Annotated in this window: 21 protein-coding genes; 14 read left to right on the top strand and 7 right to left on the bottom strand. The window is 40.7% G+C overall.

What is annotated here, in order from left to right; translation table 11 throughout:
- Nucleotides 1-34 precede the first annotated feature (34 nt).
- From A0128_RS01980 to A0128_RS01940, 9 genes are all read left to right on the top strand, one after another.
- Nucleotides 35-1,456: an MDR/zinc-dependent alcohol dehydrogenase-like family protein gene (locus A0128_RS01980; RefSeq protein WP_069605995.1), complete on the top strand. Its 1,422-nt coding sequence runs from the start codon at nt 35-37 to the stop codon at nt 1,454-1,456.
- The gene (locus A0128_RS01975) at nt 1,449-3,908 is read left to right on the top strand and encodes a hypothetical protein (RefSeq protein ID WP_069605994.1); all 2,460 of its coding nucleotides are present in this window, start codon (nt 1,449-1,451) and stop codon (nt 3,906-3,908) included. Before A0128_RS01980 ends, A0128_RS01975 begins: the two co-directional genes overlap by 8 nt.
- Nucleotides 3,909-4,063: 155 nt before the next feature.
- On the top strand, nt 4,064-4,645 hold the full coding sequence (locus tag A0128_RS01970) for a hypothetical protein (protein ID WP_156781750.1): 582 nt from the start codon (nt 4,064-4,066) through the stop codon (nt 4,643-4,645).
- The gene (locus tag A0128_RS01965; protein WP_069605992.1) at nt 4,646-5,164 is read left to right on the top strand and encodes a hypothetical protein; all 519 of its coding nucleotides are present in this window, start codon (nt 4,646-4,648) and stop codon (nt 5,162-5,164) included.
- A complete protein-coding gene (locus A0128_RS01960) occupies nt 5,161-6,120 on the top strand; it encodes a CE1 family esterase (RefSeq protein WP_069605991.1) in 960 nt (319 codons plus the stop codon). The genes A0128_RS01965 and A0128_RS01960 overlap by 4 nt, the downstream gene beginning before the upstream one ends.
- Before the next feature lie 21 nt (nt 6,121-6,141).
- Nucleotides 6,142-6,732 (top strand): 2-hydroxychromene-2-carboxylate isomerase, encoded by a 591-nt coding sequence (locus A0128_RS01955; RefSeq protein WP_069605990.1) that lies wholly within the window; start codon nt 6,142-6,144, stop codon nt 6,730-6,732.
- Nucleotides 6,733-6,839: 107 nt separating this feature from the next.
- Nucleotides 6,840-7,973, top strand: coding sequence for a hypothetical protein (locus A0128_RS01950; protein ID WP_245667189.1), 1,134 nt, complete (start codon nt 6,840-6,842; stop codon nt 7,971-7,973).
- A 125-nt stretch (nt 7,974-8,098) separates the two neighbouring features.
- Nucleotides 8,099-8,491: a YfeK family protein gene (locus A0128_RS01945; RefSeq protein ID WP_069605989.1), complete on the top strand. Its 393-nt coding sequence runs from the start codon at nt 8,099-8,101 to the stop codon at nt 8,489-8,491.
- 132 nt (nt 8,492-8,623) lie between these two features.
- On the top strand, nt 8,624-9,880 hold the full coding sequence (locus tag A0128_RS01940) for a glycosyltransferase family 4 protein (protein ID WP_069605988.1): 1,257 nt from the start codon (nt 8,624-8,626) through the stop codon (nt 9,878-9,880).
- Here A0128_RS01940 and A0128_RS01935 read toward each other — a convergent pair.
- Nucleotides 9,869-10,276 (bottom strand): CBS domain-containing protein, encoded by a 408-nt coding sequence (locus tag A0128_RS01935; RefSeq protein WP_162274085.1) that lies wholly within the window; start codon nt 10,274-10,276, stop codon nt 9,869-9,871. The genes A0128_RS01940 and A0128_RS01935 overlap by 12 nt on opposite strands.
- 421 nt (nt 10,277-10,697) lie before the next feature.
- On the opposite strand from A0128_RS01935, the gene A0128_RS01930 reads away from it, so the two are divergent.
- Nucleotides 10,698-11,054 (top strand): DoxX family protein, encoded by a 357-nt coding sequence (locus A0128_RS01930; RefSeq protein WP_069605986.1) that lies wholly within the window; start codon nt 10,698-10,700, stop codon nt 11,052-11,054.
- Between the two features lie 20 nt (nt 11,055-11,074).
- Here A0128_RS01930 and A0128_RS01925 read toward each other — a convergent pair whose 3' ends face one another.
- Nucleotides 11,075-11,752: an OmpA/MotB family protein gene (locus tag A0128_RS01925; RefSeq protein ID WP_069605985.1), complete on the bottom strand. Its 678-nt coding sequence runs from the start codon at nt 11,750-11,752 to the stop codon at nt 11,075-11,077.
- A 130-nt stretch (nt 11,753-11,882) separates the two neighbouring features.
- Here A0128_RS01925 and A0128_RS01920 point away from each other — a divergent pair, with 130 nt between their 5' ends.
- From A0128_RS01920 to A0128_RS01905, 4 genes are all read left to right on the top strand, one after another.
- A complete protein-coding gene (locus A0128_RS01920) occupies nt 11,883-12,560 on the top strand; it encodes a hypothetical protein (RefSeq protein ID WP_069605984.1) in 678 nt (225 codons plus the stop codon).
- A 90-nt stretch (nt 12,561-12,650) separates the two neighbouring features.
- Complete coding sequence (locus A0128_RS01915; RefSeq protein WP_069605983.1) at nt 12,651-13,244, top strand: TetR/AcrR family transcriptional regulator; 594 nt, start codon at nt 12,651-12,653, stop codon at nt 13,242-13,244.
- 152 nt (nt 13,245-13,396) lie between these two features.
- Nucleotides 13,397-13,891 carry a DUF1564 family protein gene (locus A0128_RS01910; RefSeq protein WP_069605982.1) on the top strand — a complete coding sequence of 165 codons (495 nt, stop codon included), beginning with the start codon at nt 13,397-13,399 and terminating at the stop codon, nt 13,889-13,891.
- Between the two features lie 123 nt (nt 13,892-14,014).
- Nucleotides 14,015-14,998 carry a sensor domain-containing diguanylate cyclase gene (locus A0128_RS01905; protein ID WP_069609044.1) on the top strand — a complete coding sequence of 328 codons (984 nt, stop codon included), beginning with the start codon at nt 14,015-14,017 and terminating at the stop codon, nt 14,996-14,998.
- A gap of 47 nt (nt 14,999-15,045) precedes the next feature.
- Here the strand turns inward: A0128_RS01905 and murB are convergent, their stop codons facing one another.
- The 5 genes from murB to A0128_RS01880 form a co-directional block, all read right to left on the bottom strand.
- Nucleotides 15,046-16,002 carry a UDP-N-acetylmuramate dehydrogenase gene (gene murB, locus A0128_RS01900; RefSeq protein WP_069605981.1) on the bottom strand — a complete coding sequence of 319 codons (957 nt, stop codon included), beginning with the start codon at nt 16,000-16,002 and terminating at the stop codon, nt 15,046-15,048.
- A 285-nt stretch (nt 16,003-16,287) separates the two neighbouring features.
- Complete coding sequence (locus A0128_RS01895) at nt 16,288-16,974, bottom strand: phosphopantothenoylcysteine decarboxylase domain-containing protein (protein WP_069605980.1); 687 nt, start codon at nt 16,972-16,974, stop codon at nt 16,288-16,290.
- 22 nt (nt 16,975-16,996) lie between these two features.
- The gene (locus A0128_RS01890; RefSeq protein WP_069605979.1) at nt 16,997-17,539 is read right to left on the bottom strand and encodes a phosphopantothenoylcysteine decarboxylase; all 543 of its coding nucleotides are present in this window, start codon (nt 17,537-17,539) and stop codon (nt 16,997-16,999) included.
- 15 nt (nt 17,540-17,554) lie between these two features.
- Nucleotides 17,555-18,889: a hemolysin family protein gene (locus tag A0128_RS01885; RefSeq protein ID WP_069605978.1), complete on the bottom strand. Its 1,335-nt coding sequence runs from the start codon at nt 18,887-18,889 to the stop codon at nt 17,555-17,557.
- 246 nt (nt 18,890-19,135) lie between these two features.
- Nucleotides 19,136-21,721 (bottom strand): tetratricopeptide repeat protein, encoded by a 2,586-nt coding sequence (locus tag A0128_RS01880; protein WP_069605977.1) that lies wholly within the window; start codon nt 21,719-21,721, stop codon nt 19,136-19,138.
- Between the last annotated feature and the right edge of the window lies 1 nt (nt 21,722).

Raw genomic sequence — 21,722 nt, 5'->3', positions numbered from 1 at the left:
ATTCTTAGATTCTTTGTCTAAACAAGGGTGATGTATGAAAATCCAATTTGACGCTATGGACTATCGTTCGGACGATTCTTTCGAAACTGCAAAGTATCAGTTCGAAGGAAGCCTCGAAACGGGCTGGGACATTTCCAGAAACGGAAAGGAATACCTTCATCTTGGACCGGGATACAAACTTCTGAAATCCAAACTCTGCGGAGTTTGTTCCACCGATCTCTCCCGACGTTTTCTTCCTTTTCCCTTGCCTCAAGTGATCGGACACGAGGTCATCGCAGAAGACTTAGAACAACACAACGGAATCAAACAAAAATACGTTGTCGAGATCAACGACACCTTCGAAGCCAGAGGGGACGATCCCGTAGACGAATTCTGCGAAGAAGGAATTCCTACGCACAGCCCGGAAAGAAAGGTTCTTGGAATCGACAGACTCCCCGGCGGATTCGGTCCTTATATCTTAGCTCCGCAGAATGCAGCGATACCGTTCGCAAATATTCCCGATAAGACCGCGGTTCTCATCGAACCCTTTGCAGCTTCTCTGCAAGCTGTCATCGCTTCTCCACCAAAGAAAGGAGATAACGTAGCGGTCCTCGGTCCGAGAAGATTGGGAAGTCTCGTCATAGCCGCGTTAGCCGCTTATCGAACTTCTTCCAAAATCGATTTTAAAATTTCAGCGCTCGCAAGACACGATCATCTCTTAAAACTTTCCCTCAATCTTGGAGCGGACGAAGCGATCGATCTCAGAAAGGAAAGTTTAGAATCTCTGAAAGAACGTTTTGCGATCGTCTACGACACGACGAGCACAACTTCCGGATTTGAAAGCGCGATCCGACTTTCCAAACGAGAATTACATCTGAAAACCACGAACGGACAGGAAGTTTTCGGAGTCAAAAAACTCACAGAACTCGTGGTAGACGAACTCTCTCTTTTGAAATTCAGCGATGAGAATCTAAACTTTCACTGGGAAAAGGAAAATCGTTCCAATCAAACCGTCTACGTAGCTCCGAGCGTGGGAAAAATTTCTCTTCCATCTCATTTCAAAGTATATTACGGAAGCATTGAAGAAGCCGAAACCATTCTTCTTTCGAAAGATTTCCAAGGACACGTTCCTAGATTCGATCTTGGAATCGCGGGAACTGCGGAAGAAATCGATCTTTTGATTCGACCCAATTCAAAACACGAGAATTCTTTGATTCGTCCTCGAAGCGCGATCCTTTTCAAAGGAGAATCCAAAGGAAATTCTCTATTAGAATTTTTGAATTTAGGAAAATCGATCCACACTTCCCGTTGTGGGGATTTTCACCTCGCGATCAAACTTCTTCAGGAAAATAAAAAAGTAACCGATGCGCTCGAAAAGAATATGATCACACATTCTTATTCTCCCGAAAAACTTTCCGAAGCGTTTACGACCGCGCATACTCCCGAAGCGATCAAAGTAGTCATTACACATGCCTAATTCTTCCAAACTCAGAGAATCGGAAACGTCTCTTGGTTCCGTCCTCAAAGAAGGAAAAGACGGGATCTGGGATTTGGATCTCCGCAATCTTAGAATTTTTACGGGCCTTTCCATTCTTTCCCGAACTCTCGGAGAAGAAGTTTTCGAACAAGTGCAAAACGGAATCGGCGACGTAACGATCTTTTACAAAATCAATCCGAACATCAACAGCGAACTCCTGAAGATGAACATCGGCTACATTCAGATCTACGCGCGAGCCGGAGTATTAAAAGACATCCTCCTTTTTAAAGAAGAATTTCAGGATCATTTAAGAACTGTCTTTGGAACGTTTCAGAGACAGGTCTGGGCGAAAAAGATTCATCCTGAGTTTTACGGAGAAGATCTAAAAAGCTCCGGAATCTTTGCGCTTGTCTTTCCGTTTCATCACGCAAGCCCGAACGAAAACATAGACTATCAATTCATTCTCGAAAGAGTTCCCAATCAAAAAGAACCGGGAGAATTTTTCTTTCGACTCACTGTGGAGAACTACGATCGAGCCAACATCGATTTAACCGCGGTCCCTCACGTGATCGTAGACGATATCGGTTCTAGAATTTTTATCGCCGGAAGTACAAAGATCGCTGAAGCGATCAACAACGGAATTCTCTCCGCAGCGCAAAGAGGGGAAAAGTCCTATGTGGAAGAAAATCGTTCTTTTTCTCGAGTCTTCGAGCAAATCGAAAAAACCCCTCTCGGCAAATTGGATCAAATCAGTCTTTTTTGGGACAAGGCCTTTTCGGAATCGATCGCAAAAACGGATCCGAACGAAACCCTACCCTTATTTAAAAAGATTTTTCTAATATTAGAAGATCATGAAATTACAAAACACCTAAAAGAAGGTTTTATCGTAAAGGTTCAACTTTCCGAAGAAACCAACGTTTACATCGATCTTTCTCGATTGGATCGGGTCTTGAACTTCAGCTTCAACGCAAAAAGAACCACCTTGGATCTCAATCACTATCTAAAACGAATGCCGATTCTGGAAAGGATCGCCAACTGCGAAAATCATAACTTCGATTTAAACGGATTTAATGTTTTTCTAATTCACCATATCACTTCCGAGATCGTAGCCTTGATCGAAGCGTTTCGAAGACTCGGCGCGCAGAATCTCACGGTCTCCTTTGTCAAATACGGCGGAGTTGTTCCCGCGGCGTATCTGGACGTTCTTCTGGACGTTCCCACCGATCATTTTTATATGTCCGGTTTACAACTCAAAGTTGGAGCGAAGAATAAGATCTACTATTCGATTTCACCTCTCTACAGCGATTCTTCCAAACTCAAACCTCTCTTTGAACGTTTGGAGGAAGAAAAACTCGGATTTTTTGATGCGATGAAATTGCTCTCGGGTCATCTGTTTCTCAGCCTACTTTTGGATTCTTATAAGAAAAAAGAAAAAGTAATCTTAGTGGAAGACGGAGGTTATATCGCACCGTTTTTTAACGAGTTCGCGCTGAACGGAAAAGACGTTTCGTTTCTTTGTAAAGAATATTCCGTTCCCAGCGAAGCGCCTAAAATCTCAGTCGCGGAACTTTTGACTCAAACGTTAGTCGGCACCGTCGAGCATACAAGAAACGGATACGATCGTCTCAAGAGCGTTCAGGATAAAAATAAAAAGCTTTTTTTACCCGCATTCTCCATCGCGATCTCCGATCAAAAGGTAAAAGAAGAATCCAAAGAAGTCGCGTATTCCATTCTAAACGCGATCGAAACGATCTTGAACGGACAAGGTTTGATTCTTTCTTCCAGAAAAATTTTGATCCTCGGCGCGAAAGGAAACATCGGAACTTTCTTGTGCAAATATCTCGAATCCAGAATGCACGAAACCAACCAAGAATTGATTCAAGTCGATCTCAAAGTCGAAAAGCCTGGAAATCGAAACTACAGAACGATAGACGAAATTCCAAAGGAAGAATTGTATTCCAGAGATCTGATCTTGGGAGTGATCGGAAATTCCATTCTCAAAAAAGAACATTTCGAGGACTTGATTCTCAACGGAACCAAATCGAAGGTTCTCATTTCTTCAGGATCCACAAAGACCGCGGAATATACAGATCTGATCCAGTGGATCAACGACCTTTCATTTTCGGACGAAAAGAAAATCGGAGGTTATCCGGTAAGATTGGAATTTGATCGTATCCTGGATCCTCAATCGGGAATCGATCAAGGTGGAAAGGTAATTTTCTGCTTATCAAAAGACGGAAAGGAAATCGAAAAAACCTTCTTTTTATTAAGCGACTTGAGCCCGATCAACTTTCTTTTCTACGGAGTTCCGACCGAGGGAATGGACGCGATCATCGGACAACTCGCTTCCGCCGCGTTAGGAATGGCGGATCAATTTAAAAACGGAAAAGTCTTAGCTCCCGGCTTGTATGCGGTGGATCATCAAATCGACGCTTGGGGAAATCCTCTTTGAGAATTTTCTAAAATACAAAACTTACAAAAAAACTCGGTACTACTTCGGTATAGAATTAACGGCATATTTCCTTCGAAGCAACTTACGAATTAGGGCTTGATCTTAAAAGGAAGCCTTTCACTTTATTCTCAATGTTGAGAAAATTAATTCTTTCTTTGAGTTTTCTTTTCTTTCAATCCTGTTCCACGTTTCTCATCGGCGATCCGCCCGTTGTTTCAAAATTGGAAACCAATGTGGACAAGGAAGTCACTTACGAATTGATCGGATGGAAAGAAGATTCCAGTAAAAAACTCGCTTCGGAGATTTTAAGAACGTTTCATCTTTCCGGAAGATTCAAAAAACTTTCGGTGCATACAAAAACGGATTCGGAAATCAATATTCAAATTATTTTAGAAAAGGCCCCTCGTTTTTCTCTGTTCTTCGGAGAACATTCTCAACCTCTTTCTTGGATGCTCGAAAAAGAACCCGGAAAATTTTCGCTCTATCTTCTCAATCGAATCGCCGCCTACAGAACTTTTCTTATTTTTCCAATCATTCAAAAATCGTCGGATCGCGTTTTGTTCAAAATATGGAAACGAAATCAGAAGGTCGCGGAATATTCTTATTCCGTTGAAAACGTTATGGCGATCGGTTGGATTCCTCTTTTACTGATGCCTTTCGACGATAGGAATCAAATCGAATTTATCTATGCGAGTTATGGGAAAAAATTCCTCTTCGATTCGAGGTCGGTTTATTAAATGAAACAGAAAATTCTTATATTCTTCGGCGTTGTTCTTCTTTCTTCCTGCGTTGGAATCGTAAATCCTCCGGAGATCATTCGAGATTCGATTTCTATTCCTAAAGGAAAACCTCTACGACTGGAATTTACCGGATTTACATTTTATACCTCGGAAATGAATCATATCAAAAAGAATCTTCAAGAAAAAGGATATCGAGAAGACGAAAAATCCGATGTTCTTCTGGAAATCATTCTCGAGGAAAAGGAAGCGGAATACGAACACCGAGGACTTCATTTTCTCAACCTTCTTGCAAGTTTTTTAACCCTCGGCGTCGTTCCATATCATATTCGAAGCGAACATATTCTTATGTATCGAGTTTCCGAATCCGGAAAACCTTCGAAAGAATCGGTTCACGAATTACTTTTGGATCAGTGGAGAGGCTGGATTTTAATTCCATTCTCCCCTTTTTATTGGCCTTCCTCTTCGTTTGAAAAATCTCTGATCAACTCTCTGGAGGAATTTGAAAAACAAAAATGAAACACAAAACAAATTGCATATTTATAATATTCTTATTTTTCATCTTGTTTGTTACAACACAGTGCAGGCTTTTACGCAACTTCCGTTCAGTCGCGCAAGACGGATCTCGACTGGAGAAACTGAACGTAGACGGAATCGAAAGAACGTATTGGATCCATCTCCCCGAGAAAAAACTTTCCACAGCCGACAAACTTCCCTTAGTTCTTGGACTTCACGGAAGACTCGGAAACGGAAAGAACATCATGGAAGATTCTAAATTCAATCTTGTTTCCGACCGCGAAGGTTTCATCGTAGTCTATCCTGACGGGATCGATAGAAGTTGGGCCGATGGAAGAGGAGCGACTCCGGCCGATAAACAAAAAATCGACGATGTTCGATTTTTAGAAAAACTCATAGACCATATTTCAGAAATTTATCCGATCGCTAAGGAAAAGATTTTTATCTTTGGACATTCCAACGGCGGCTTTATGACCCAGAGGATGTTGATCGAAAAAACGAAACGATTCCGAGCCGGCGTAAGCGTATCTTCCCAGATTTCAGAATTTATTCTCAGAAACTTTGAACCAGCCGCAAACGTATCCGTGGCGTTTATCAACGGAACAAAAGACGGAATTGTTCCGTATTACGGCGGTTATGTGAGAGACGGCGGGGAAATTTTGAGCGTCGAAGATTCCGTAGATCGATGGCTTCAGTGGAATTCTTGTCTCAAAGAACCCGAAATCAAAAAAAAAGACGACAAGGAAGACGGAACGAGCGTAGAAATCCGTTCTTACGATCAATGCAAGGTCAAAACTTCAGTTCGACTCTATAAGATCATCGACGGAGGTCATAACTGGCCCGGAGTCAACAGAAAGGTTCCATTTATTAAGATGGGAACCCCGACGTATGAAATGGATCCGACGGAAGAAATCTGGTCTTTTTTTAAATCGAAGTTAGAACCCGAATCGGGAAAATAACCGCACAAGGAAACTTAGTATATGCAAAAAATTGAATTTTTTTTTGAATTTGCAAGCACCTATTCTTATCTGTCAGTCATGAGAATCGAAGAGTTGATCCAAAACTCCAAGATCGAAATCGTCTGGAGACCGTTTTTGCTCGGTCCTATTTTTAAAGAACAAGGATGGAACGATTCTCCATTCAATGTTTATCCGGCGAAAGGAAAATACATGTGGAAGGATATGCAAAGAAGAGCCCGAAAATACGGGGCCGATTTTTTGATTCCGAGCGTATTTCCCAGGAACGGACTTCTGGCTTCCAGAATCGCGATCGCAAACGAAAACCAACCTTGGATCTCTTCTTTTATCCGAGAAACCTTTCAAGCCAATTTTGTCAAAGACCAAGACATCTCTCGGCCGGAAGTATTGATTCCGATTTTAAAAAAAGTCGGCGCTGATCCGGATGGAATTCTAAAAAACACATCCGATGAAGAAGTAAAAATTCTTCTTCGAAAACAAACGGAAAGAGCCAAGCAACTCGGAATTTTCGGAGCTCCCAGTTTTCTTGTGGGCGACGAGCTCTTCTGGGGAGACGATCGACTTGAAGATGCTCTGGAAGAATTGAGGAGATAGGCGAAGTCGTTTTAGAGTTGAAGAGATAGGATCGTTTTTTCAAATCGTATTCATCTTGAGTTCCGTTCCATTTCGGGTTTCGGAACATACATTAGAATATTAAAGCTATGAAGAATACTCTCACATTCTATTTCGTAATATCATTCATTTCTTTAAACTCTCTCTTTGGAGAATCCAAAAAGAATTTCTTCCCATCCGAGTTTTATCTTGGCCCTAAATTCTTAGTCCAATCCCCTCCGGAAGAACCAGATCCTTTAAATGACAAACCCGTAGTACAACCGATCGACGACAAAGCAAAACCAAATACCGATAAAAAAGGACCGAAATGGTTTTCGATCAATCCCGGTGTTACTTTGGAAAGTGTCACAGTGGACATCCGAGGAAAAGGGAACGACGCAACGATGACACAAGAAGGTCCGGGAAAAGCGACTTGGATGTTGGACGTAAAATCAAGAGACTTTCAAATTTCTGAATATATTGGAGTTCACCTTCTTCTTCATAACTCTAGTTTTTTCTTAGACAATCAATTTATGCCGAAACCGATCGATACTCCTTCGAGTTCTTCTTCAGGTTCCTCTTCCGGCAGTGGATCTTCTTCTTCGGCTTCTTCCAGTGACCGCACGAAACAAGACGTGAATACCCGAGTGGAAGGAATTTATTCTATGGCGATTCCGATTCTTTACGCCGGAAAGGAGGGTTCAGATTCTTTTCGTTTTGGCTTTGGAGCCGGACCAGCGAACGTAAAAATGACAGGCTCCGTAGACTTTCAAGATCCTGCATTGAGCTTAGGTTATCTTTTATTAGATACGACCAACCGAACTACATTCTTAAATAATCTTTCAGCGCTTCAGTTTTTAACGGGAAACATCAATCCGGCAAGTGGAGATCCTCTGGTAAGTTATCTTTTGGGTAATCTTTCTACGGGTAAGAATTTAGAAATGCTCGGATACTATTATGCATCCAAGGGGTTGCTTCGCCCCGATCCGTTGGCGCTGTATGCTTACTTTGCACACCCCGGAACCTATTCCCCTTTGGAAGCCCTTACGTTAGGCAGCCTTTCAAGATCGCAGGTGAATTTTAGCAAACAACAGGTTTTCTCATTTATGTTCTATTTTGAAACGCCAAAGATCGGTTATTTTAAATTTAGATTGGCGTTTGGAGGTCCTTTGTTCAAAGACAACGGTTATACTTATGAATTCAGAACGTTTCACTTGGCGCTCTTTACGCCGATCGAATTCTAAAGTTTAGAATTCGGTTTAAAAAAACGAACCCGATAGAAAAAAGAAAGATCTAAATCGTATTCTATTCTTTTCTAAATCGAAGTATAGAAATATATCGCAAAGAATAACATTCAGGAACAGTGAAGATGAAAAAAAAATTAATTTGGTTATTTGTTTCCCTCTTATCGTTTTCCATCGGAGCCGAAGACGCTTCCAATTTTCAAAACGATTTGAATCTATTGATGAACTCTCTAGAATCTTGTGAATGTAAATTCATCCGGAACGGAGCCGAACACGATCCCAAAGAAGCAAGAGAACACATGGAGCGAAAGCTGAAAGCAACGGACGGTAAAATTCAAACGATCCCGAGCTTTATCGAATATATCGGCTCTAAATCCAGCGTTACCGGAAAACCTTATTTAGTAAAATTCGCGGACGGTAAAACGATAGAATCCGCGGTATGGCTCAAAGGAAAATGGGAAGAAATTTCCAAAAAGAAGAACGAGCCCGCAAAGGCTCCGAAGAATAAGAAAAAATAATTATAACTGGGGTTGGATTTAAAGACTTCTTACGGATCCCGAAGTTGCTTTCATATTAAAGAATCCGTTCTGTAACCGAAATTTAATCATTCCTTAATGGAATCACAACCTCATCCCAGTACCATACTGGGTATGAGATCTAATTTTAAATCGATCGAAGTTTCTTCTTCTCCAATCGCTCCCAAAAGAAATTTCCGAATCGCCTTTGTCACCGAAACTTATCATCCGGAAATCAACGGAGTTGCAAAAACTCTCTATAGAATGGTAAACGACCTCGTAGACAGAGGGAATGACGTTCTTCTTTTTCGTCCGAGGCAAGGACTTAGAGATCAAAATAACACGAGAGAAAGATATCGTGAAGTTCTTATGGCGGGATGTAGAATTCCGATGTATTCCGATATGCGCTTTGGATTTCCGGCAAAAAGAATTTTAAAGCGACATTTCAAAAAAGAAAAACCGGACGTAGTCCACGTCGTAACCGAAGGGCCTCTCGGTTGGTCCGCTGTCAGAGCCGCAAAAGAATTAGGAATTCCTGTTGTAAGCGATTTCAGAACCAACTTTCACTCTTACGCTCAATACTATAAGGTAGGTTTTGCAGGAAAGATTGTGGAAAAATATCTCCGCAACTTACACAACAAAACAAAAATCACTCTCACACCTTCACAAGACGTCGTTGAAAAACTTATAAAACAAGGTTATGATAACGTTCAAGTTGTTTCCAGAGGAATCGACGCCGAACTTTTTCATCCTTCCAAAAGAGATCCAATTCTTCGCAAAGAATGGGATGTTTCCAAAGACCAACTCGTAGTTTTGTACGTGGGCCGAATCGCAGCCGAAAAAAATATCGAACTGAGTATCCAAGCGTTTCGAAAGATCCAAGAAAACAATTCAAATGCTAAGATGGTTTTAGTCGGAGAAGGACCTCTCAAAGAATCATTGCAAAAAAAGAATCCGGATTTGATTTTTGCTGGTTTAAAGAAGGGAGAAGAATTGGCGAAATACTTTGCTTCCGGAGATCTTTTCCTTTTTCCGAGTATGACTGAAACATTCGGCAACGTCGTTCTCGAAGCGATGGCGAGCGGAATCGCCTTGGTCGCTTATCAATACGCAGCCGCCGGTTCTTATTTAGAACACGGTTCTTCCGCATTTTTACCGGCCTTCGGGAAAGAACAGGAATTCATCGATATGTCCTGCTTCCTTTCCAATCAAACGGTTCTTAGAAAAAAAATGGCCGTCAAGGCTCGAAAAAAGGCGCTTGATTGTAGTTGGAACAAAGTTGCAGAATCTTTGGAAAGTATCTATTCCGAATATTCAATTTCTCTAATTCACAAAAGGAGGACGGCGCAAACGAGCCTTGCTTCTTTGAAAATCGCAGAATCAAGAATTTGAACCTTGAGGAAGAACCAGGGATTCTTTAAGAATGTCTCTGGAAGTTACTATCCCCGCAATTTCTCCACGATCGTCCATCACAGGAAGACAAGAGATTTTATAGCGCATCATGAGTTCGATCGCGTATCGAATGGTCTGATCCATCGAAGCGGTGATTAGAAATGAGCTCATCAGTTGAGACGCCGTTTTTTTCTTTGTAAGATCGTCTTGAACCCTTTCCAATCTCGTACCGACGAAAGGACTGATCGCTTTTAAATAATCCCGATCCGATATCACACCGATGAGTTTTTTCTGATCGTCGATTACGAGTAGATGATGAAATTCCAAATTGTCGAAAATTTTACCGATTCTGGAAACAGTATCGTCCAGGTTCACGGTTATAATTCTCGTTGTCATGACCTGCTTAAGAGGTTTGTTTAAATCCATAGCTAATGAATTGATTAGACGAAAATACGGTAAAAGAAGATTTCAAGTGTACCGTCTAACCTGAGTAACAAAACGGAAAAAAAAATCTTAAAGTATATTTTTTTTCTTGTACTTTATCGAATTTTCCTATGATGACCGAGTAATTCCAAGGCAAGGAGCGTTTTGCCTATGAATTTAAATTCGAATCGGTTCCTCCAAAAGAAAGACTTATATCGTAAGGAAGAATTTCGTCAAAAGCAGATCAGCTCTCTTCGAGTCGGAGTTTTTCAAATGAAAGTTCGGAAACAAAGAAACCAGTATCGAGGCCGAGAAAAAAGAACGATTTGATTTTTTTAAAATCCAATCCCGGCTGCTTCTGGTATAATCTTTTACTCTTTGAAAGGAAAGAATTATGCCTGATACAATCGTTTTAAGCCTTTATACGATGGCCGTTCTCTATATCATTGCGGGAATACTTCATTTTGTATTGCCGAAATTTTATTTGAGAATCATGCCTCCCTACATTCCGTATCCGAAGTTTGTGGTCTGGATCAGCGGCCTTATCGAAATCGGACTCGGTTTACTACTTTTGTTTCCGGATACAAGATCGATCGGAGCTTGGGGAGTAATTCTGCTTTTGATAGCCGTCTTTCCCGCAAATTTATATCACTATCAATCCAGGAGGAAAACGGATCCTCCGAAGTGGACCCTTCTCCTGAGGCTTCCCTTACAACTCGTTTTGATCTACTGGGCTTACACTTTCGTATAAAATTAATTTTTTATAATGTACTAATTCGAATATTTCTTCAATTCTTCCATACCCGGAAGATTGGAAAGATCCGGCACGATTACGATTTCGATTCTTCGATTTGCTGATCGATTTTCAGGAGAAGTATTCGGGAGAGCCGGTCTGGAAGCTCCCATGGACGCCGCACTGATTCGTATCTCGGGCATTCCCGCTTTTACCATCGTATGCAAAACGTTCAACGCTCGTGAAGAAGCCAATTCCCAATTCGTATAACCTTTGATTCCGGTCGGAGTATCGTCCGTATGACCTTCGATTTGAAAACGTTTTCCTTCCAGGGAAGCAAGAAGAGTTGTAACTTCTCGAATCGCGGCGGTTCCGGACGGAGAAAGAAACGCGGACCCTACCGGGAAAAGTATATCGGATGAAAGAACAACCACCATTCTTCCGTCTATGATCTTAATCTTAAGTTTACCGGAATCGATCATGGATTGAAAGGTCGCCATGAGCCCCTTGTATTCGCGAATTCTCTTATCAGATTCTTCCTGAATTCGTTTTAACTCTTCTAAGGAATTAAAGAGACCTTCTTTTTCACTTACAATCCTCTGATTTTCGAGCTTAGAATCCTCGTAAGCCTTTAAAAGAGAATCGTATTTTGAGTTCGAGACACAGTTCCCAAAAGAAACAAAAAAAATGAGCGTAAGAAGAGTCTTAAATTGCATAGAATTCCATCCCAATAATACCTTCTATCAATGTCGGCCGGATCGAAAAAAACAAAAGGGGCATATGAATGAATAAAAAAATCTTTTCATCGTGTACATCCTCGACTAAACTACATAAGAAGAGAATAAAATGAACGGACCTATTTCTAAAATACGCGAAATTATCCCCCTAATATCACTTTTAGTCGCTTTTTACATACCCTACTTCCTCCATTCTCAAGATAAGACTCCTGCGGGCACTTCTGTCACCGGAAAATCGAGTGAAGAAAAAAGAGAGCTCAGAGCGTTTTTAGAAGAGGTCAGAAGAAACTTACGAGATTCCGGATACAGCGTCGAAAAAAAACACCAATTCAATGGGGCCGTTTTTAAAGGGAACTCGGTTATTTATAAGATTCATCTTCCTTCTATTCAAGAAGAAGGAACACAAAAATACAAATTAGGAATCGGTTTGGCGCACGACGATGCTGCGCATTCTTTCCTTGTTCAAATTTATAGAAGTGATAAAAAAGATAAGAAGATTGCTCCGATATTTTCCGCTTACGCCGACCCTGTCTTTTTTTACGAGTTTGACTACACGAGTTCCGGAAACCATTTCTTAGTGGAAATCACTTTAGAAGATTCTACTTTGAATGTGGCTAATTTTGAACTTCTGTTTAGCACGCTTATCAGCTATCAAGGAAACGGAAACAAGAAGGAAAACAAAGGTCAGTATAACCCGAATCAAAACAATCCAGGATTCGGACCTTCTCCTTCAATTTTGCCTAACGATACTAGGAATTATTTCGAGGTTTTTAAAAAAGAATTTTGACGTTTGAGTGCGCGAATATTAAGATATTTGAAAAAACGTTTTAGGATCAATATATAAAGAAAGATCTCTAAAACCGGAGATACGAAGCAAGTGTTAAGAAAAGACGGAAGTCCCCTTTATCCGTTAAATAGGGACTATAAAAATTCTCGAGAAAGAATTTTAGAAGGTGCGGCGATTGCGTTTTCTAAAAAAGGATTTCATGGAACCTCTTTACGTGAAATCAGTAAAGAATGCGGTTTGGAACAACCCAGTATCTATCATCATTTTCATTCAAAAGAAAATCTTTTTAGAAAGGCTCTCATTGCAACTCATCTACTTATTCTCAATGAGATTCGAAGAAGAGTTGTTAGAGATCAAGGCCTTCACACGGAAGTAATTTCCATTTTTAGAGCGATTGCCTTGACTGCAAAAGAATATCCTGATAAAGCAAGACTCCCTTTTAGCTTGATCTACTCCGCTCCGGTTAATTTACAAAATGAATATACGGAAAGATACGGAAGTCAGTATAGAAGATTGCTTGAAGTCGCTTTTGAGAGAAACGAATTGATTCAGAGAAAAGAAGAGAAACTTTCCCTCTGCGTTGATCTTTTACATAGTTTAGTTTTGGCCTGTTCCGTGGAGGCTTTGTATTTGGATCGAGTTCGCGGTCTTGAGGATCGGATTGAGTTGATTCTGGGAATTTAGGGGTCGGAACTACGGGGGAAAAGTCCTACCGGCAAAACCCGTTTTCTCCAGAGGGGATATTTTTTGTGAAATTGAGTCGGAACTCCGAATCAATTTCACAAAAAAATTCACTTTTCAGCTCTCTCCGAAAACTTCTCGGAACCGTTTCGGGCATGAGCGGGAAAAATATAAAAATAAGTAAATTCTCACATGAAAGAAAGCTAAGGGAAATAAGACGATCTGGTGCGTTTACTGCCGATCTTTATGTTCCATATCAACTCTATTCTTACACTCTATCAAAGATTAAGAAGAATAAGAGTCTAAGTAGATACCTGGAAATTCTTCTAAATGAATATAAAGCGCAACTGTTTCAGGAACAAAAACCGCATTCTTTAGAAAGGACGTCTTACCAGAGAAAAGCGCAGGATCTGAAAAGGGTCTCCTTTCGCCCGAAAGAAAAAGACTGGGCGGAACTCCGATCAATAGCTAGATATTTAGGGATATCAATGTGTAAAACCTTCGTTCTCCTTTTGGAATTAGAGAGAAACGATGAAACGGAAAATTCCCCGAAAAAGAGAGAAAAAGTTAAATATAGAATTCAGAGTCTAATTCAAAAATTCTCCCCTAAAAGAGATCAAATAACCTTTGAATTGATTGTCGATTGGTAAAAGAATAAAAATCTATGAGTGAAAGGAAATATCTTGATAAAAACGGGTTTCATCACGTAAAATAGAAACTCACATTCAAAAGACAGAAAATTCCTCATTTCGTTGAAAGAGAAAAAATTGATTATGCCTTTAAAAGACCCAAAGCCTGAACTCATAAAGTTATATTCTTCTATAGGGAAAATCATTACTTCTTCTCTAGAGCAACAGGAAATTTTAGACGCCGTGATGGAAGAAGTTCGATTATTCTTCAGTCCTGAAAACTGGAGTCTTATGAGATACGACGAGAGCTCGGAAGAATTATTTTTTCTTATCGCCGAAGGTCTTGAGCTGGATAGAATTAAGAACATCCGTTTAAAATTTGGTGAGGGAATCGCAGGATCCGTAGTAGAAACCAAAAGCCCGGTCTTTGTAGAAAACGCAAGGAACGATCCAAGATTCTCCTCAAAAGTTGATGATAGAACCGGATTTGAAACAAAGACGATCATAGCAGTTCCTATGATTTTTAGAGGTCAAGTTCATGGAGTGATAGAGCTTGTAAATCGGTTCGATGGTTCTTCCTTTACGCAAGAAGATTTAATGATTCTTCAAACAATTGCGGATTTTACGGCAATTTCATTGGTCCATTCGAATCAATATGAAGAAACAAAAACTCTCGCGTTTAGAGACGCTCTTACTGGCGTTTTCAATAGAAACAAGCTCAATCATCTAAAAGAAGAATGGTCAGGAAGAAGAATGGAAGACCAGCTCGCTCTCGTTGCATTACTCGATCTCAACGATTTTAAAATCATCAATGACACTTACGGGCATAAAACAGGAGATCAGGTTCTTTGTCGTTTTGCAAATATTCTCCGTTATGTCATTCGAGGAACGGATAAGATTTTTAGAATCGGAGGCGATGAATTCTTAGTTCTCGTTCAACACGAAAACCGCGAAAAAATTCTTCAGACTCAAGAGAGATTTCGTGAAGCAATGACGATTCTCTTAAAAAAATGTAAGGAAAACAATCCTCCTTTTCATTTTACTTGGGGAATGTCAGTTGGTTCACTTCAAAAATTAGAAGATCTTATCCACGAGGCTGATCTTTCTATGTATGCTTCGAAGGACTGAAGTTTTGTTGTGGGAGGTTTTTTGGTCGGAATTCCGGAGAACATTCGTCACGGAATATCGCCGAAATACTCAATCTCCCTCTTTAAGAGAATCCCACTTTGCTGAAAAACTTTATCCAAGACAAGATCAACCAGATAGTTCACATCGGAAGCGGTTGCAGTTCCGACATTCACGATAAAATTACAGTGTTCAGGGGAGATCTGGGCACCGCCCTTCACGACTCCTCTCAAACCCGCTCGATCAATTAGCTCCCAGGCTTTAATTTCCTTTCCATCTTCTCCGTAAATTTTAGGATTCTTAAAGACCGAGCCAGCGCTCCTTTTATTTTCCGGTTGAGAAGAATTCCTCCTCTCTCTCTTATCTCTTAAAGATTCTTCAATTTCCTCTACATTCCCTTCCTTTAGAAGAATTTCGATTCCCAGAATGATGGAATCTTTTCGATTTAAGAATTCCGTGAATCGATAGCCATGCTCGATCTCACTCGGCTTTCTGATGAGAACTTCGTCATTCTTTAAGAATTCTACAGTTTGAATTAGATCAAAGAGTTCTCCTCCATAACAGCCCGCGTTTTGAATCACGGCGCCTCCGGTCCAACCAGGAATTGTACTCAAAAATTCCGCACCCGTAAAACCAGTCTGAGAAATTTGTCGGAAGGTCGGTGTAGTATTTGTAGCGGCTCCGATTCTGAATTTTCCTTCCCCAAAAGAATCAAATTCCTTAAATTTTCCGGAAAGGCGGAGTGTAACAAAGTTATCCGGATGATCTGAAATTAAGAGGTTCGAACCCCCTCCGAGAATTTTCCAGGGGAGTTCTAATTTTTTAAAGATAGAAAGGACTTCTAAGACTTGTTCCGAGTTTTCGGGTTCTACTACGACCGGACATATTCCCCCGATTTTAAAAGAGGATAAGATGGAGAGCCGGACTTCCGACCTAAATGGTATTTTCGAGGATTCTAAAAACTCTTTTAGATTCCGGATCCGGGATTCGGAAAAGGCTACGGACATACTTTAATACTCAAAAGATCTTTCCCTACTATCTTCTGCAAGAAAAAGAACTCAAGGAATTTATAGGTTTGATTCGATCCTAATAAGGAGAGGTGGCTTATGTTTTTTCTCTTACTTGAATCCATTTATTTAGATTTTGCTTCTGGAAGAACCGACTGGGAAACCTATTGCGAATCAGTAATTCTCCTCGCCCAGGATCAGGAAAAATTGGCTGGCTTAGTCTAGAAGGAAATTGAATCTTTTCGAAGTCGCGTTTTCACCGGTCTTCCGACCTTCAGGCAAGATCTAGGACCGAACAAAAGCGTTCGATGTATCTGTTTTTAAGAATTCAACGATTTTCTTTGAAATGGCCTCTTTAGAAAGTGGGCCAATCTCGGCCACTTTTCCCCGAGAAGAATAGATGACAATGCTCGTCTCCACTTCTCCAAAGCCTTTTTCATTTTTCCCTACGTAGTTTCCCACGATATAGTCCAGATTCTTGCTCTTTAACTTACCCAATGCGTGTTCTTCCAAAAAATCCGTTTCGGCCGCAAAACCAACCAAGCAACAACCGGAAATCTCCCTCTCCGAAATTTCAGAACTTACCGCCTTGAGAATATCCGGATTCTTCACTAACTCCAAAAGAAGAATTTCGCTTCCGTCCTCTTTCTTGATTTTCGATTCCTTACTCTCCGCTGGTCGGAAGTCCGCCGGAGCGGCAGCCATGATCAAAATCGTATCTCCCATCATCTCAGAAAGAACCGCGTCCTTCATTTCAGAAGTAGTTTCAACGGAAATTCTTTTCGAACCCGAGGGACATCTGTAATCTTCAAGAACCTGTCCATGTATATAGATGACTTCCGGAATCCACCTGCCAATCTCTTCGGCAATATGAAATCCCATCTTTCCTGAAGATGCGTTTGAAATATAACGGACTGGATCGATCCATTCTCTGGTCGGGCCCGAAGTAATGATGGCTTTCGAAAATCCCACTCTTTGATTTCTCTTTCTTTATCTAAGAATTTTTTCTATACTCATCAATGATCATCTTCTGAATGATCGAGATTTCGGCTAACTTTCCATACCCTTCGTCACCGCATACGACGACACCGTGTGTTGGATCGGCCAAAATAACTCCGTCTTCCGAAAGACGTTTTAAATTTCTCTGAACGGAAGGATGAGCATACATAAAAGGATTCATCGCAGGAGCGACGATCACCGGACAATTCGCAGCGAGATAGGTCGAGGTTACAAGATCGTCTGCAATTCCATTCGCAATCTTCCCTATGATGTTAGCGGTAGCGGGAACAATAGCCATCACGGAAGCGGAATTCTTAGCGTCGATATGAGCCATTCCTTCTTCATACTCATCGATCCTAACCTTTTTACCCGTTAAGGCTTCAAAGGTGATCGGGCCTATAAATTCGGTAGCATGAGAAGTCATAATGACCGTCACAGGAAAACCTTCTTTAGTTAGGTTCCTAACAAGCTCACACGTTTTGTAAGCGGCGATACTTCCGGAAACTGCAATGAGTATTTCTTTTCCAGGATTAGGCATAGAATGGTCCCGTTATTATTTCTTAGACTGAGCCTTATTGCTCAAACTGCCTCTCGTAAAACGTACCAATAGAATTTTATTCCCTTCCATTTTTTCTACGGTAAGAGTTCCGGATTGAAGAGAAATTGTGGATCCTTCTTGAGGCATATCCTCCAATCTTCCGAGAATAAAACCCGCAATCGTTCGGATATCGCTGATTTCCTCGTCCTGAACTCCGACGAGAATCTCTTTAAGATCATCCAACTCGGCTTCCCCGTCGATCGTAAAGCTATCGGAATGTTGAGCCGGAAACGGATCGGTCTCGTGATCGTCGGTCTCGTCTCTGATCTGTCCGAAAATTTCTTCAATGATATCTTCCAAAGTCAACAAACCGGAAACGCCGCCGTATTCGTCGATGACGATCGCCATGTGCTGTTTGTTTTCTCTAAGTTTCTGCATCACCTTTTCGATCGAAAGTCCTTCCGGAACAAAGATCGGAGGCTGCATAATCGCGGTGACTTTTTCTTTTCTTCCCTTTTTGGAATTGGAAAGCCAAGTAAGATAAGTCTGAACGTGAATGATTCCGATGATCTTATCCGTGTTTCCTTCGTAGATAGGATATCTTGAAAAGTGATGTTCCGCTATGATCGAGATCAAAGAATCCATCGTCGTTTCGTGAGGAATTCCGATGATGCTCAGACGATGAGTCATTACGTCCTTCGCCTGATGTTCCGAGAACTGAAACGTGTTTTGAATGATCTGAAATTCTTCCTGATCGATCTTTCCCTGTTTGTTCTGTTCTTCGATGATGATCATCAACTCTTCGGGAGAATGCATCATTCTACTTTTATTCTCTTGAATTCCCATCCATTTCAAAAGAAGAGAAGTAAGAGCGTTTAAGAAAAACGTAATCGGATAAAATGCGTAATAAAAAAAGAATAACGGAATACTGATAAAAAGTGCGATCTTTTCCGTATTCTGAATCGCAATCGTCTTAGGAAGAAGTTCTCCCAAAAGAATATGAAGAAAAGTGATGATCGTAAACGAAACGGTGATCGCCAAACCGTGAATAGTCGCTTCGCTCGTGGAATATCCAAACATATCCAAAACGATCGTGAGCCATCTCGAAACGTAACCTTCTCCGACCCAACCTAACAGAAGACTGGCGACCGTAATTCCGACCTGACAGACGGACAACATATCGTTTAGCTTTTGAGCGGCTCTTTTCGTAATGAGCGCGAGAGGACGGTTTTCCTTGATCAATTCTTCCAGACGAGAAGGGCGAATTGAAACCAAAGCAAACTCTGCGGATACAAAAAATCCGTTTGCAAATATTAAGAAAACGATGATGAAAAAGCCGATTAGTTCCATATTTGGAGAATAGAAATTAGAGCAAGTCTAAGGTTATTTGATTTTAGAATGAGCCGTGTTTTGAGGGAAAAAGAACGGAAAGTTGAAAATGTTGGAATGTAGAACTGACTACCTTCGGGGTCCATGTGAGTTTACTGGATAGAGTCCTTAGATTGGCGAAAAATGTCGATCGTTTAAAAGAAAAAAAACCGTAGATTTTTTTTATAATCAACGTTTATAAAAAGCGATAAAACAAGTTCACTGAATTTATTCTATGTGTTTTCGAATCCGAATTCCTCGAAAAGAAGCTTCCGGCTCGTTCGTTTCTTGCGAAAGTTTTTCCAAAAGGTTTATGTCCGATTCTGAATTCAAATCTAAGGATTTGATATAATACATTCGGTGTACTCCGGAATTGATCCAAAAAGAAACCCAATCCAAAAAGTCTTCCGATCTTCCTTTCCAACCGTTTCCGCTTAAAGAATCTCTCGTAAAGAGCAATCTCTCCGGAGTATTTCGAAAATCGTAACGTCTATGTAATCTCGAAAAACGAATCTGATCTTCTCCACAATTCCACGCGTATTCGTTTAAGCTTCCAGGAGAATTGTTTTCGACTTTCAAATTCCAGACCATCATCGAATGACTTCCGGTTAAAAGTTTATTCCCTTCGAAATGTGCGGAGCCGATCTTTTCGAAGTTCGGTTTAACGGAAGAATCTCCGATCTTACAATCCCCGATATAAACCCTTTCAATTTTAGAACTGTCTTCTTTTTTACTGAATTTAGTAAACAATCGAAAGTCGATGTCCGGAAATTCTTTTTTGAGATAATCGAACGATTCCATTCCCGCGACGTTGAGATAGATTTGCATACTATCGTTCTTGGAAGAGGATTCAACCAAGGTCTTCAACATCGTTTGTACGGTGAAAGAAGAAGCCGACTCGGAAGGAATTTCTTTGAGTTCCAATTCTTGCGAATCGGCGGGTTTCCAAAATATGTATGTCCTTTTGTCCCTTACAAAAACGCTCAAGACCGGGATCTGCGATCTTTTGATCTCTTGATTTCGAAAAGGATCGAATTCTTCCAATAAGCGAGCCAGTTCCACTTTTCGAATTTCGGAACGACTCGACGTTAGGTGTTCTTTGGGTCCGGGATAAAAACCCCTAAAGGAGGAAATTCTTCTGCTCGTATCAATGATGGAGACTAACGTGTTCGGATACGCCGTATTCGCCATCACTTCCTTTTGTTCCAATCTGGATAAGAATCCCAAGAGTTCGGTTGTATGACCGTGAGTGATGTAGTAATTGATGGCCGCGTCCGTAAATTCTCTCACTCCGTAAACGGCGGGAAGATAATTTTTCAATTGCAGGAGCATATCGTCCGGTCTTCTCTGAATCGTAATCGCGATGGCTTGATCCAACGCGCCTTTGACCGTTTTTAAAGATCTGGATTCTTTATGAGAATAAAATAATCCGGTCAAACGGATCCATTCTTCTGTGTAAACTGGATCTGCGGATTTTAGAATCCCATAGGCCTTTGTAAACTCTATGATCGCCTTTCTAAGATCGTTCTTCTTATAATGAATAAAACCGTTTAAGAGCGTGGAGGAATATTCTACCCTCTTCCATCCTTTGCTCTGAGCAAGAAACGTAATCTCCGTCGCCATCTTTCCCGCGACTTCCGGCTCATCGTTCATAAGAATCTGGATGATTCTCAGACGAGTAAACAAATCGTCCTCGGTTAAATTTTTAGGAGTAGAAACGGATTTGAGCGCGTCCACCGCTTTGAAAGAGCTCTTAGTTCTCCAGATCGCCATCGAAATCAAATCTCTTGCGCTATTGATGGAAATCGGTTCTCCCAAAAACGGATTGAGAATCGTAGAAGACCATTCTAAAAAATCCAAATTGAGATAATAATCCAAAGACTTCTTATAATCTTGATTGAGATAAGCAATGGTGCCTAACTTTAAGTAGAGATGATTTTTATAAGGAGTTCTTAAATCGGGATGATATTTTAGAATGTAATCCAAAACCTTTTCCGCCGAAACAAAATCTCCTCCGATCAAATAGTAATAAGCGAGCTTCTCATAGGAATATCCGATAATTCTTCCGCTCAAGTTTTCGGAGATGATAAGAATTTTTTGAAAGTGAACCGCTTCTCTGGAAAGCCCGAGTTCCGCCAGTTGATCCGCGATATTAAAGATAAAATTGCTTAAAAAAGGAATGTATTTCAACTCCGGATCTTCCAAAAACGGAGCCAGAGTTCTGTTTAGATTCAGATATTCTCTTTCGTGAGACTTTGCGTCCGCCTTAAAATCCTCGAGATATTTTTTCAAACGCAGAGTTTTGCAAAGAGAATAGAATACATTCTTACGAGAACACTTTAGATTTTCCGGAGATTTTTTTTCAAAAATGGAAGAATCAAATCCTTCCGCCAATTCTTTGAGGTAAGAATTTTTTTCGTTCTTTGCAAATTGTGTAAGAATATTTCGAGAAGATTCTTTCGAATTGAAGTTTAATTCTTTTAAGATTCTTAATAGAATTCCGCCGAGAACCAATTCGGGTTCCGCATTTGCGGATAGTTTCAGGATCGACTCATAGCGTCTAACGTCTTTGTTGAGAATATAGTATTCTCCAGCGTAAAAAAGAAAATCAGTTTTTTCTAATAGACTTAGACTATCAGGGAAGGAAGTAATTTCAGAGTTGGACTGAAAGACAGTTCGTCCGTTGAGATTAAAAGAAAAGCCCTCAGAACTTTTTGCCCATCCGAATTCCTGTTTTGCTTGAGCCGCTATCGAATGAAAGGCGCCAAAACTTAAAACAAAACAAATACAGAATTTAGAAAAAAGAAGCTTCAAT

Source organism: Leptospira tipperaryensis (assembly GCF_001729245.1).
Classification (GTDB): Bacteria; Spirochaetota; Leptospiria; order Leptospirales; family Leptospiraceae; genus Leptospira; species Leptospira tipperaryensis.
Note: the sequence above shows the minus strand (reverse complement) of the source record. Positions and strands in the feature narration are given on the sequence as shown.